Source organism: Spirosoma sp. 209 (genome assembly GCF_002006735.1).
GTDB classification, from domain to species: Bacteria; Bacteroidota; Bacteroidia; order Cytophagales; family Spirosomataceae; genus Spirosoma; species Spirosoma sordidisoli.
In genome coordinates, this window is record NZ_MVEC01000015.1 from 118,562 (window position 1) to 133,095 (window position 14,534).

The window sequence follows — 14,534 nt, forward strand, 5'->3', positions numbered from 1 at the left end:
CCAGTTCATATTGTACTTTTACATAGTCATTCTTACTAAATAGATGGACGAAATTACTGTACGCATTCGATCATGATCAAAAAACAGGAAGGTTTCACCGGCCAGCGCAGCGCCAGTTTACCCGTTGATGTATTGACCCAGATGGCGACTCATCCGCTCTGCGAATCGTTGTACATCACCGATATAGGCTACTACCCCAAGGCTGCTTTTCACGACCGCGAACGGCGCAGCGGCTGCCCGCAGCATATCCTGATCTACTGCGTTCAGGGTGAAGGCTGGTGCCGGACTGGCGCCAGTAAATACGCCATCACCGCCAATCAATTCTGTATTCTACCGGCCCATGTATCCCACGCCTACGGTGCCGATCAGCTTAACCCCTGGACCATTTACTGGATCCATTTTACCGGCACCCGATCGGCCCATTTTCTGACCTTCCTGCAGCAGGAGCCGGGGCCGGTTACCGTACTGGCCCGCGATGAGCGGTTTTCACTGTTCGACGACATCATCGCCCACGTAGAAATGTCATTCAATGAAGACAGTCTGGTCTATGCCAACAATAGCCTCGCCCATTTTCTGTCCACCTTCAAAACCTCGGTCTACAACCCCGACCGGGACGCGTCGGCCAGCCAGGACCCCGTTAGCCGGACCATTGCCTACATGAAGCAGCACCTGAGCCAGAGCCTCACCCTCGATGAACTGGCCGGGGTGGCCAATATGTCGGCTTCGCACTACTCGGCCCTGTTTCGGCAGAAAGTCCAGAGCGCACCCATTAACTTCTTTACCTACCTCAAGATGCAGAAAGCCTGTCAGCTGCTGAAGTACAGCCACCTCCGGATCAAAGAGGTGGCCTACCAGGTTGGCTACAGCGACCCCTACCACTTCAGCCGGGTGTTTACGGGGGTGATGGGCATCCCGCCCCGCGACTTCCGTCGGAAAGAAACGACCTAACGAAGTATGCCTGGCTCCCGTTCGGGTAAACACAAAACTGACAGCCATGCCTGCTCCGATGGAAGCGATCGGCCGGCTGCCAGTCCACAATCAGCTAATATGGGCAACTAACGAACTCACAAAATAGAGACAGCAGCCGGCTGGTTCACCCCTTTTCGGTGGAGGGCTGCCCCCTGATGGTTCCGGTCGAGTTGCAGCACCCGGTCGAAAGCATCCAGGGCCTGCCGGGCGTAGGCACTCCCTAGCCCCAGATAGCCCAGTCCGATCAGGTAGTAGCAATGAATCCGGTTGCGCTCGTTCAGGTCGGCGTCAAACACCAGCAGGTCGGGCAGCGAAACGGCAAAATAGTCGATCCGGATGGTGTCGTTGAGGTGAGCCTCACCAAACTGGATCAACCGCCGAAACAGCAGCTCGGCCCGCTCGGGCTGGTTCAGCGCCCGCCAGGCCAGGCCCTGATAAAAAATGGTGTCGGGCTGGGGGTCGTTGTAAAAAACGGCCTGCACCGGCTCGCTCAGCCCCTGGGTTGCCCGCTCAAAATACGACCGGGCCAGCTGTACATCGCGCAGGGCCTGATAGGCCTGTCCTTTCAGATAAAAAATATCGTTCTCCGGCACGCCATACAGTTTTCCTTCGCCCAGATTGGTCGGGTACGTTTCGGCGGCCGTCAGCAGGGCCAGCGCCTGTTCATAGTTACCGGCCTGCAGCGCCTGTTTGGCCAGCTCGATATGACAGATCAGGTACTGTCGAACGACTTTTCCTTCTCCGCCCTCCCACGGATGAAACTGACGACTGGCGAGCAGGGTCCGGGCTTTTTCGTGCTGCCCCAGCTGGTTACACAGAGTGATCCGCTCCAGATACAGGTCGTCGCGTTGTTCTGTCAGGGGCAGATACTGTTCCAGCAACGCCAGCCGCCGGGTATGCGGCACCTGCTGCTTTCGGTAAAGCTGATCCAGCTCCATCAGCACCCGCGCGTCGGCAGGGTCGAGGGCAAATGCTTTTTCCAGCGCCTGAAGCGCCTTCTCCGGATTCTGCCGTTTGTTATAATAAGCCAGCGACAGGTTTCGGAAAACCGTGGGGAAGGCCGGATTCAGCGTTGCGGCCTGCTCCCAGTGGGCAATGGCGTTGTTATACTGCCGGTTGGCATACCAGAAGTTACCGAGGTAATAGTGGGCAAAGGCATCGGTCGGCTGCTGCTCAAGGGCCCACGTCAGCACCACAAGCTCTTCGAGCCGGTTCGGGAAAACGAAGTCCGGACTCGCCTGGGCACCCTGCTGCAGCCAGTCGGCTACGGCGTCGGTCTGCCCCTGCTGCGCCCGGCAATAGGCCAGGAAGTAATAGACCAGCGCGTAGGTGGGGCGGTCGGCCCGAACGGTTTCCATCAGCAACCCAACGGCTTCGTCATACAGCCCGGCGCGCATGTAGTCGATGGCGTATTCCAGGTAATTGTGTACGTACTGCCGCATCCGTATGTTCAGATTGGCCATGTCTGTTTGCCCGAGCAGCACCTGCTCATAGCCGCACCCGAAGTTGAACCCATCCAGCAAGAGGGCGTCGGCATTGGCCTGGCGGGCATCGGCCAGCCGGTTCAGTTTCCGGAGCAGAGCCGCCTTCAGATGCCTCGCCTGGTGACCGTGACCGTTGCGAATCAGCGACTTATCGACCAGCTCGAGCGCCTGGCGGTACTGCTTCCGGCGGGTAGCTATGCGAGCCAGCTCGAGGTAGCTGGTGTCCTGCCAGGCGCCGTTCCAGGTGGCCTTGAAAAAAGCGTCGTAAGCTTCGTCGGGCCGGTTCAGCATGAGCAGACAAAGGCCCAGGTTGTAGTAGGGCTCACCCTCGTACGGGTTGGGGTTACGCTGCGTCAGGGTCTGTACCGCCCGGCGGAAGTAGGGCTCGGCCTGCGCAAACTGCCCGCGTTTGTAATTCCAGAGCCCCATAGCGTTGTTGCAGCGGACGTCGGCGGGGTCCCGGCGCAGCGCTTCTTCGTAATAATCGGTGGCTGCGTAGGTGGCATGCCGGTACTGCTCGATGTGCAGGCCGGTCAGGTACAGCTGTTCATTGCTGTCGATCTCCTGCGGATCGAGGGCGGCTTCGGCGGGTTTGGGAATCTCGTTCTCGACGGGCGCGTCGGGCTGGTACGCAACCAGTTCGGTGCCATCGGCGGTTTCCAGACTCAGCCGGAGGGTTTCCGGCTGGTCGACGGCCAGGGCCAGTGTATGCAGGAAAGGCCGCTCCGGCGAGATGGTTAGCGTCTGCTCAAAGACCGGCGCTCCTTCCTTCCTCAGCCGGATAACAGCGTCGGGATACCGGGCCGTCGCGTAGGCTTTCAAATGCACGTGGCCCGCTTCGATCTCGAGGTTGATAGCCGCTTCCCGGGTGGCGTTTTTGACGAGACCGATTTCACTGTAGGGCATGAAATACTGCGTAAACCGCCGTTCTTCGTTCGGCATGATCCACGAGAAATCAGGCTGGTTATCGGTATACACGCCGGTCATCAGCTCGATGTACGGGCCATCGGTATCGGTCAGGTTACGATCCCAGGCGTAGCCGAACTCGCCGTTACCCCAGGTCCACTGCTTTTTGCCCGGCGATACGTGATGGTCGGCCACGTGGAGCAGGCCACCCCGGCTGTCGTGCTCGTAGCCACCCATGAAGTTATAGCTTGAGGCAATGGCCATGTACGATGTCGGCACGGGAATAGTCGCGTAGCGGGAGATATCGGTACCCGGCGCATAATCGACCTTGTAGTAGGTGCCTTTGGCGATGGGAAAAGCCGACACGTCGCGTTTGCCATGATCGAAAACCGCGTACACATCGGGCGGAAACACCGACTGATAATGCTCGTTGACCCGTACGGCCGGATTGGCCCACCACAAAAAGGTCTGCGGTACGGGGGTTCGGTTGTACAGCACCCCGCGAATTTCGAGGTATGCCTGATCGGGATACAGGGTGAACCCAGCCATCCCTTTGGTTCGGAACATACGCTCCACTTCACTCACCCAAACCGTTTTGGCGCCGTCGGGCTGCTCTTCTATGCTGAAGTCGACCGGCTCAAAGGTACTGGGCCGGTGGTGCTGCGGCCAGTTGAACTCGATACCTCCCGAAATCCAGGGGCCGGTCAGCCCCACCAGCGCGGGTTTTATGACGCTGTTATAATAGACAAAATGACGTTGTTTAACCTTATCATACGCCATTTGAATCCGTCCGCCCAGCTCGGGCAGGATCATGATTTTGAGGTACGCATTTTCCAGATAAACCGCCTGATAGGTTTTGTCGACCCGGGTATCGGCAATGGTTTCGATCACGGCATGTGGGTAAACAACCCCACTGCTGCCCTGATACACCCGTTTTTCCAGAAACATGGGGTTTTTCTCAGGCGCCCCTACTTCATACGTGGGAATGGATACCGGCTCCTCCCAGGCCCTTACTGCCTGACCATCCGTAGTCATACTTGCCATTTTTTCAGGTACTGAATGAAGGTCAAAATTCAGCAATCGTGGCTGGCTACAAAATGGATAAATCAAAAGAAAGATGGAGAATTTTACGATTTTACTAACCGTAGCCGGACCGACCTGCCGCTCCCCTTATGGCCGAACCCGAAGAACGCGCAGCCGGTCGTTGTTGGTAGCCACCAGTACCGCCTGCTGACCCCGCATCTGAACCAGTTTCAGGTCGGTCACCTCGCCCGGCAGTCGGAGACCACTGCGCCGGGCCGACACAGCCTCGTACCGGCCCCGGCCCCGGCCGGCCAGCAGCAGCCCGTACGAGGCATCCTGCTGCCCCTGGCCCACCTCCGTCTGGTAATCGTTACCCGCCAGTAACAGGTCCGGAATCCGATCAGCGGTCAGGTCAGCTACCAGCAGGGCGTTGACGGGTGCCCACTGAGCCTCGTCGGGCAACGGATGGAACATAAACCGTCCGTTGCCGCGGTTCTCGAAATAGCCTGTCCGGGTTTCTTCGCAGCGCAGGGCCCGGGCCCGCGTACGCATGGTTTCGGGCAGGATGGTCTCCAGCGAAGCCTGTGCATAGCTGCTGTTGTCGGGGAAGCGCTGCCGGATGGCGGGCATGTGGGCCGCCCACTGATTTCGGGTGAGGGCCGGACTGAGGGTATACGCCCCGTCGCGCTGGCGGATGTAGTGACAAAGAATGGGGTCTATGGTCCCGTTATCGTCGTAGTCTGCGGCATAGAGCCAGGCCGGTTGCCGGGCCGACACATGGAACGAGTGATTGAGCCCCATATTCCCGGCCAGGATATCCGTATCGCCATCCCCGTCCAGGTCAGCCGCGGCCAGCCGACGCCAGAAGCCGGCACTGGCAGCCAGTCCGTTTTTGCCCGTGCCGGTATCCTGAAAGGTGCCCTGTGGCGTTTGCACAAATACCCGAACCGGCATCCACTCCCCCGCCAGGACGAGGTCGGGGCGGTGATCCTGGTTCGTGTCGGTCCAGACCGCCGACGTGACCATACCGGGCGTGACCAGTTCGGGAGCCAGCCGGGCCGTAACATCCTCAAAATGGACCGGCTGCCCAACCGGTCCGGTGTTTCGTAACAGGTAGCTGCGCGGGGCTTCGGGATAGCGGGTCGGCACGATACGCCCCCCCAGAAACAGGTCTGTTTTTCCATCAGCGTCGAAATCGGTAGCTACCACACAGCCCGTACTGACACGCACGCTGGCCGGAAAAGCCGTCGTGTCCAGCACGAACCGGGGCGACCGGCCCGAACCCGTATTCCGGTACAGCCGGGGTTTGTAATGCGGAGAGTCGGGAGCAAACTCCACACTCCCACTCGTTACGAGCAAATCGAGGTCGGTATCGCCGTCGGCGTCCAGAAACAGGCAGTCGGTATCTTCTTCGAGTTTCAGTCCGGCCAGCAGCGGCTGCAACGCAAAGCGACCGTCTGCCTGCTGAATACCCAGCTGCCCCGTCTGCCGGAAGGCGCCCCCCACATAAAAATCGGTACGGCCGTCGGCATTGAGATCGGCGGTGGCCAGATAGGGGCCGGGCTGCGAGTACCGGCGGGGCAGTAGTCGCTGAAACGAGTAGTCGTTGAAAAACGTCTCCTGGTGCCGGTACCCCACGCCCAGCTGGTCGGTCACGTCGGTCAGCCAGGGCACCTGCTGTGGCACCCTGGGGGCCGGGCGGGCGGTTGCGCTGGCCTGCCGGAGGGTATATACGCTGTCGGCCCGCAGGTGGCGGAGGGTCTGCTGCCGGTTGTCGGGCCAGGTAATGACCAGCGAGTCGAGCTGAGTAGCACGACCCAGCCCGATATGCAGCCGATCGTCGACCGTCGACAGAAAGCCACGTACGGGGTGTTGCTCCAGCGTTTGCAGCTGCCCGCCCGCGTAAGCCCGAACCGTAGCGCCGATGCCCTGCCGGTTCGGACGCTGGCCTTCCAGCCGCAGCGTAATGGCGTGCGCATCGGTCGGCGGGGCCGTATTCTCCAGGATAGACGCCGGTTTGTTGAGTGTGCTGACAATCAGGTCCAGATCGCCGTCGTTATCGAGGTCGGCGTAGGCAGCTCCGTTCGACAGGGCTGGTTCGGCACCGCGTATCCGGGCCGACTCGTCGTCGAACCGCGGGGTAGTCCCGCCCGTTGTGCCGCGGTTGCGGTAGAAATGATTCGGCAGCGGCACCTCGCCCAGTTCGGCCAGCCGTTGCCGGACGGCCCGCTGTCGGCCCACCGCGCCCGTCTGCGGATCGTCGGGGATGTCGGCGCGGTACTGTACAAAGTCGGCGTTGATCAGGTCGCGGCCCATACCGCTGGTAATGTAAACATCTTTGGCGCCGTCGTTATCGAAGTCGGCCAGCAGTACGCTCCAGCTCCAGTCTGTTTCGGCAACACCCGCCATCTGTCCTACTTCCGCAAAGAGCGGCACCCGTTTTCGGGCCTGGTTTTGGTCGCCTACGTTCAGCTGAAGCATATTACGCATGAATTCAGGCGCGTATCCGGCCCGCCGTTCCAGCTCGTGACGCTCGAAACTCAAAAACGAGAACATCATTTTTTTGCGCTCGTCGGTAGCCGGCATCATATCGAGCGTGACCAGATCCGGCCGACCGTCGTTGTTCAGATCGGCGGCATCGGTTCCCATGGTCGAGTAGCTCTGATGGCGCAGGCTGGTCGGGGCCGTGTTGGAGAACGTACCGTCCTGGTTGTTGAGCCACAGAAAATCATTGCCGAGGTAGTCGTTGCCGATGTACAGATCGGGCCAGCCGTCCTGGTTGAGATCGGTAACCACGATGCCGAGCCCGTAGCCCCCGCCCTGTATCCCCGCCCGGACCGATACGTCGCGAAATACCGGATGGGCAGTCCTGCCCGGGGCACTCCTGCCCGGGACCGTCCCTTCGTTGCGGAGTAGCCGGTCAGCCGACGGGTCGGCGGGGTCGATGGTGTTGGGGCGGATGTCGTTCGGGTTTTCGGCCCCGGTTTTATGCCGCAGCAGATACATATCCAGATCGCCATCTTTGTCGTAGTCCAGAAAAGCGGCCTGGGTCGAAAAGCCCGAGTCGGCCAGTCCGTAGGCTATGGCCGACTCGGTAAAGGTGGGCACTCCGCCGGGTTCGATGCGGCCGTTATTGATAAAAAGCAGGTTGTGATGAGTCTGGCCGGCGCCGGTTGTGCAAACATACAGATCGGGCCAGCCGTCCTGGTTGATGTCAGTCACGCTAACCCCTGTACACCAGTTGTGGGTTTGTAGCCCGGCCCGTTTCGTCACCTCTTCGAACCGGAAGGCGCCCCGGTTCAGATACAGCTGGCTGCTGACCTGATTGCCGGTAAAGAACAGATCGGGTAACCCATCTCGATTGAAATCGCCGATGCCAACGCCCCCGCCCATGTAGGTGTATTCGTTCACCACCAGATTCACCGAATCGTTTTCGGAAATCTGGTTGGTGAAGCGGACACCCGTTTTTGCGGGCGACAGTACGACGAAGCGGCTGGCGGTTTCCGGATCCGGCGCGCACCCGCTGCTGAAGCCGACCAGCACATACAGCCACCAAAACCAGCCAGTACGCATGCCGTTGCTTAGTTATACGTGCCGACCAGGGTCGTTACGGATTTAGGCTCCATCTGAATCACATCGGCAGCAGCAGTGGCCCGGGCCAGGCTTTTGACCTGACTGGTGGTATAGGTCGTAAACCGGTTGCTGGTTACCGACAGGCCCGAGAGCGGCAGCGACACGGCCTGATCGGTCATGTTGACGGCTACCAGCACAATTTTCCGGCTGGCTTCGTCTTTATAGGCCGACAGCATGTAGCTACCCGCCTGCGCAACCGGGTCCGGATTATTCTCGATCTGCACGCGGACCCGCTTCATACCCGGCCGGATAAAGCGCGCATAGTTACCGAAGGCCCACAGCTGCTTCGAATCGATGACCTGGCCCGACTCGCGCGCGTTGTTATGATCTTTATATTGACCGTCGAGGCCATTGATATAGACCAGTCCGTCGCTGTAGTCGTAGGGGTTGATGGCCAGCCACCACTGCCACGACGTTACATTAGCAACCGCCAGATCATTATGAATCACTTTGGCTACGTACAGCCCATAATCGATCCCGGTATTGCGCGGATAGCCGTTGTACTTCCCGCAGATATCGCCCAGAATACCGAATTCACTTTGCCAGAGTGCCGTGTTCCCGGCGGCTCGGGCGGCCTGCAGGGCGGTTTGGCGGCTGTTGACCAGATTAGCATCGTCGCAGGTGCTGAAGTAGCTGTGATAGGCCAGCACCCGCTCCGTTTTGGGCAGGTTCGCCAGCGACGGGCCGCTGGTACCGAACAGCTGCGCCAGCTGATTACCCCGGCCCGACTCGGCCCGCTGGTAGAGGTAGTCGATCTGACCGGCTTCGCCCGTTACGATAGTCGTTTTGCTACCCGTCGAGACCAGCTTGTCAGACAGGGCCTTGCTAACGGCCAGCAGCTCGCTGTTCTGGGCGGGCGATCCTTCCTGCGAGGCCTTGCCGTCGTTGCCTGCTTTCCAGTCCCACTGTGGTTCGTTGATCGGGCTGAGGTAGGTGAACTCAAAATGCCGGCAGACCTCTACCAGAAAATTGGCAAAGTCGGCCATGCGGTCGGCTTTCAGGTTCAGCGAACCTCCGCCGGGCGAAAAAGCTTTTCCGTTAACGGTCATGTGAACGGGTGGCGAGATGCTGAACCCGAGGGTATACGGAACGCCACGCTGCCGGGCCGCCTTCAAAAACCACTGGCTGCCGGCCTGTTTGGTCCAGTCGTACTGCCCCTGCGCGTTCTGAAAACATTCTTCCCGGCGCCATTCGTCGGTAATATTGCTGGCAGCGCCCTGCTCGAAGCTCCCCGCCCCAATGTTCATGCGCCACAGCGACAGTCCGATTCCTTTCGGTTGCCCGTTCGCCAGCGTATCGAGGCTGAACAGCAGGTCGGCAATCTGGTTTTTTTTGGCTTCGTCGGCCCATTTGCCGATAAACTTTGCCGACCAGCAGTCCGATGCGCCAAAACTATGGATGGTCTGAAACTCATTGTCGAGCGTAACCACGACTTTTTTTTCGGGCTCCGGCTGGGCGGGTGGCAGGGCCGGTACAACGCCCCCTTTGGAGCATGACAGCAGCAGAACCGATGTATAAATAAGCAGTTTGTTCATGTAGCTAGGATCGTCACAGACAGGTCAGGAAATAAACAAAACCGGGCAGACGGGCTCACGTAGCCATCATCTGCCCGGCCTTACTGGTTAGTAGCCCGGATTCTGGGTCACCACGCCGTTCGATGCGTTGACCTCGCGCGCCGGAATGGGCAGCAGCTCGTTTACACCTTCTCTGAATAGCGTGCCTTTATTCTGCGGCTCGGTATTGGTAGCCGTTTCGAACGGATCTTTGCTGGCTGCATTGTAGCGTACGAAGCTACCGTTAGGACCCAGTACCGACGCAATCAGCAGTTTCCCGTTTTTGCGTACCCGGCGCAGGTCGTCCCAGCGGAAGCTCAGCTCACCCGCCAGTTCGAGCCGCCGTTCGGCAATGATGGCGTCGGTCAGGGCCTCGCCCGACAGGCCGGTTCTGACGGGCAGTTTGGCCCGCCGACGAATGGCGTTCAGCGCGTCGAGTGCCTGGGCGGCTTTACCCTGCCGGGCCGATGCTTCGGCATAGATCAGCATCACCTCACCGTAGCGGATAAAAATATACGGCACCGGCACCCATACCGACTGGTAGCTCTGGTTCGGCACAACCCGCTTGCCCCGCGGCACGTAGAACTTGCGCCAGATCCGGCCCGACTTGTTGCCGCTCGGCCGGGCGTCGAATATACCCGTTCCCGAAGCCGCCGGATCGCCCCATACCCGCTGTCCGTGTTTGATGATGGTACGACTCAGCCGAACGGTGTCGTTCTCGGCCAGGAAGGCGCTCTCCAGGTTGCTGCTGGGTACGTTCCAGCCCCAACCTCCATCATTGCGGGAGCCCGCTGTAACGCCCCGTACGTTGCCGTTCAGCACGCTGGAGCTGATCTCGAAAATCGACTCGGGTCCGTTGTAGTAGCTGGCCTGGAAGATGTTGCCGAACTCCGGCTCCAGCGAGTACTCGTTGAGGTCCATCAGCTGTTTGGCTACCTGTTCGGCAACGTCGTATTTCTCGGCCCATAAGGCGGCTTTGGCCAGAAACGCCAGCGCGGCCCCTTTCGAGGCCCGGCTTTTGTCGAGCCCGGTATAGTCTTTACGCTGGGGCAGGTCCTGAGCCGCTTCCTGAAAATCGTTCATGATCTGCTCGTATACCTGCGCCTTCGGCGTACGGGGCACCGGCGTATCGTTGGCCGTTCGGGGAACCGTGTAGAGCGGCACGTCGCCCCAGTTCTTGACCAGCTCGAAATAGAACCAGCCGCGCAGAAACTTCATTTCGGCCACCAGCCGTTTCCGCAGCGCATCGTTGACGGGCGCCGTAGCGACCCGCTCGATACCGACATTGGCCCGCTGTACGCCAAAGTAATTGAAGGTCCAGTAGTTTTCGGTGTTACCATCGTTCGGGCTCAATCCCTGAAAGTGGGCTACGGGCAGATCGCCGGCCGCATTACCCCACTGCTCGGTATTTCCCAGCCAGCCATCGTCCGTGGCCGACTCGAAGACCATCCGCCGGAACTGCACCTGCCACCAGTCGTCCCAGTTCAGGGCGCTGTAGCAGGAATTTACGTAGTTGACCGTCCCTTCCGGCGTGTCGAACACCTTCAGGTTCTCGACGGTCTGGATACCATTGAGCGGGAGATCGGTAAAACTTTCTTTACAACCGATAGCGCTGAGCGACAGCGCAGCCGCTACGATTGACGTTTGAAAAAGCCGCATTGTATTCATATGGATTTGCTGCGAAGACGGTTAGAAAGACAGGTTCAAGCCAACCTGCAGGTTGCGGGATACGGGATACTGGGCGTGGTCGATACCGATGCCCAGCTGGGGCGTGGTGCCGTTGCCGCTATTCGACTGCACCTCCGGGTTAACCCCCGTATAGTTGGTGATGGTGAACAGGTTCTGCGCACCCACGTATACCCGGCACGCCCGAATGCCTTTGATCAGGTTGTCGGGCAGGTTGTAGCCGAAGACGAAGTTACGCCCCCGAACAAACGAGCCTTTCTCGACGTAGTAGCTCGACGACTGAAAATTACCCGCCGTAGCGTTGGGGTTCGGGTTGGGCGCGTCCTGGTTGTCGGGCCGCCATACGTTGTTGTACGACCCCGCCTGTACGTTCGAGAAGTAATCGCCCAGGGTGAAGTAGCGCTTCACGGTGTTGAACACGTCCTGCCCGAAGACGCCATACATGTCGGCCGTCAGGTCGAAGCGTTTGTAGCTCAGCCGCAGGTTGAAGTTAGCCGTCAGGTCGGGGTATGGGTTGCCGATGATGGTACGGTCGTCGCTGTTGATCACGCCGTCGCCGTTCACGTCGGCAAAGCGCAGATCGCCGGGTTTGGCATCCGACTGGATAGGCCGTCCGTCGGGACCCCGGTATGCATCGACCTCTTCCTGATTCCGGAAAATACCATCGGCTTTGTAGCCATAGAAAGCACCCAGAATCCCACCGGCATAGGTCCGCGAAATGGTACCGAACCGTTCGCCTTCGCGGTAGTCGTTGCCACCGCCATCGAGGTAAGCCAGCGTACCGTACAGCTGACGCACCGTTGTTTTTACGTGGCTGAAGATCAGGCTGGCATTATAGCCGAAGTCACCTTTTTTGTCGCCGTAGTTGATGGTCGCTTCCCAGCCCCGGTTCCGCAGTGCTCCGGCGTTCAGCCACTGGCTGTTGCTCCAGCCGTACTGCGTGCCGTAGCTGAGCTGGATGGGCGCGTTGAGCAGGAGTTTGCGGGCGTTGTTGTCAAAATATTCGAGGTTGACGCTCACCTTGTTGTCCAGCGCCGTAGCGTCGAGGCCAATGCTGAAATCTTCGTCGACTTCCCATTGCAGGTTCGGGTTACCCGACAGCCAGGGCCCGGTGCTATAGACGGTTGTTCCGCCAAACGCGTAGGGCCAGTCGACCTTGGCAATGTCGTAGGTAGCCGTTGGCGGAATGGCGTTGCTGTTGCCGCGCTGCCCCCAGCGTACTTTCAGGAACAGGTCGTTGACCAGCTTGTTATTTTTCAGGAAGCCCTCCTGGCTGAGCCGCCAGCCTACCGAGGCCGACGGGAACAGCGCGTACTGGTTGGCCCGGGTAAACTTGGAGTTGCCGTCGCGCCGGACGTTCCCCGTGAAGTAATACTTGTTGTCGTAGTTATACTCCAGCCGCCCCAGCAGCGACGAGATCGCTTCGCGCCGGTTGATGTCCGTTGTGCCGCCACCCGTACCCGGATACTGCCGGTTGATCTGCTCCGGCGAGCGGTCTGACACCAGGTTGTCGATGGAGTTGAAGAGCGGGTCGTTCGTTCCCTGCGAGGAGTAGCGCGTGGCCGATCCGTAATACCCGTCGATGTACTGAGCTTCCTGACCGACCAGCGCCTTCAGGTTATGAATGCCGTTGAACGTGTTGGCATAGCCGAGGGTGTTGAACCACGACCACGAATAGTTGGTGTTGAAACTCGACGACGCGCTGACCAGGTTCGTAAAGTTCTGCGGATCGAGGTAAAACTTAGGCGAGAAGTTCTGGTAGTTATACGTATCGACGTTACCGCCCACTTTACTCGTAAAGGTGAACCCTTTGGCCGGTTTGATTTCCAGATAGGCGTTACTCTGGATACCATAAACGCGGTTCAGCCCCAGCTGCGCCCGTTTCATCTCCAGGTAGTAGTTGACCGGGTTGTTGGAAGGGCGGGCATACGGATACCCCCAGCCGCTCCACTCCAGATCGTACTGGCTCCGGTCGGCTGCGGGAATGTGGTTCAGATCACCCCGCCGAACCGCCGTGGTTGGGTCGGTGCCGAGCAGACCCAGAAAATCCGATACGGCGTAGTTTTTCCAGTCTTCCAGCCGCGGGGCGAAGACCACACCAAACTTCAGCCAGTCGGTTACGCCGAAGTCGCCGTTGAAGCGGGCGTTGACCCGCTGCCAGTAGCCGAACTGCGCCTGCGACTCCTGCCGAAAGTAGCCCAGCGTGGCCGCGTAGGTGCTTTTGTTGCTGCCACCGGTATAGGAAATGTTGGCGTTGTAAACCGGCGACGACGGCCGGATCACCGCGCCCCACCAGTCGGTGTTGTTGGTCAGACTCTGGCCCGATGGCGGTGGGTTAAAAAAGCTGGGGTTCTTCAGCCGCTGAAACTGTACGTACTCGTCGGAGCTGGCCATCTGATACGGACGCTGCAACTGCTGCGCCTGTACGTTGATATCGACATCGAGTCGGCCGGAGTTGATCTTACCCCGCTTGGTTGTGATCACGATAACGCCCCCCGAGGCTTTGGCCCCGTAGATAGCCGCTGCCGACGCATCTTTCAGTACATCGAGGCTGGCAATGTCGTTTGGGTTGATGGAGTTCAACCCACCCGAGTAGATCGGCACCCCGTCTACCACCAGCAGCGGAGATGTACCGCCCTGCAGCGACGACACGCCCCGAATGTAGATCGTAGGCTGGGCACCGGGACCACCGCTGGGCGTCACTACGCGCACACCCGGCAGCTTTCCCTGAATAGCCGTAGCCGCATTCCCCGTTTTGAACTCGTTGATTTCCTGGCCCGAAATGGACGCTACCGAGCTAACCAGGTCGCGCCGTTTGGTTTCACCGTACCCAACAACGACCACCTCATTGAGCATCTTGTTATCCTCGGCCAGCGTCACCTCCAGCTGGGTCTGGTTGTTGACCGCTACTTCCTGCGTGGCATAACCCAGGTAGCTGATCACGAGCCGGTCTTTCGCATCGGCCTGGAGACTGAAATCACCGTCGGCGGTGGTTGTCGTGCCGCGCGATGTTCCTTTCACCAGTACGTTGACGCCGGGGATTCCTTTTCGGTCGGCGTCGATAATTCTGCCTCTGACTGTGAGCGCCTGAGCCACTGTTGTGACTACCGCGCTCAGACACAATAAGCCGGTAAGAAGTAATTTGTTCATCATTGAATTTGGGGAAATACGACTATGGATTGAGATAAGGTCGTGGGCCGGATGCAGGAACCTGACCAGATAAAACACTATAGCTTCTGCTCAATTAATTACCAGAATGGTGCAAATTGACCATATTACG

General features: G+C 59.2%; 6 protein-coding genes. 1 reads left to right on the top strand and 5 read right to left on the bottom strand.

What is annotated here, in order from left to right; translation table 11 throughout:
* Nucleotides 1–72 precede the first annotated feature (72 nt).
* Nucleotides 73–948: an AraC family transcriptional regulator gene (locus B1C80_RS21415; protein ID WP_077923258.1), complete on the top strand. Its 876-nt coding sequence runs from the start codon at nt 73–75 to the stop codon at nt 946–948.
* 116 nt (nt 949–1,064) lie between these two features.
* On the opposite strand, the gene B1C80_RS21420 is transcribed toward B1C80_RS21415, so the two are convergent.
* The 5 genes from B1C80_RS21420 to B1C80_RS21440 all read right to left on the bottom strand — a co-directional run bounded on the left by B1C80_RS21420 (nt 1,065) and on the right by B1C80_RS21440 (nt 14,407).
* Nucleotides 1,065–4,394: a DUF5107 domain-containing protein gene (locus tag B1C80_RS21420; protein ID WP_201723579.1), complete on the bottom strand. Its 3,330-nt coding sequence runs from the start codon at nt 4,392–4,394 to the stop codon at nt 1,065–1,067.
* A 135-nt stretch (nt 4,395–4,529) separates the two neighbouring features.
* On the bottom strand, nt 4,530–7,955 hold the full coding sequence (locus B1C80_RS21425) for a VCBS repeat-containing protein (RefSeq protein ID WP_077923259.1): 3,426 nt from the start codon (nt 7,953–7,955) through the stop codon (nt 4,530–4,532).
* Nucleotides 7,956–7,963: 8 nt separating this feature from the next.
* The gene (locus tag B1C80_RS21430) at nt 7,964–9,550 is read right to left on the bottom strand and encodes a glycoside hydrolase (RefSeq protein ID WP_077923260.1); all 1,587 of its coding nucleotides are present in this window, start codon (nt 9,548–9,550) and stop codon (nt 7,964–7,966) included.
* 87 nt (nt 9,551–9,637) lie between these two features.
* Nucleotides 9,638–11,227 (bottom strand): RagB/SusD family nutrient uptake outer membrane protein, encoded by a 1,590-nt coding sequence (locus tag B1C80_RS21435; RefSeq protein WP_161492800.1) that lies wholly within the window; start codon nt 11,225–11,227, stop codon nt 9,638–9,640.
* Between the two features lie 30 nt (nt 11,228–11,257).
* Nucleotides 11,258–14,407, bottom strand: a complete 3,150-nt coding sequence (locus B1C80_RS21440) for a TonB-dependent receptor (protein WP_077923262.1) — start codon at nt 14,405–14,407, stop codon at nt 11,258–11,260.
* Nucleotides 14,408–14,534: the final 127 nt, after the last annotated feature.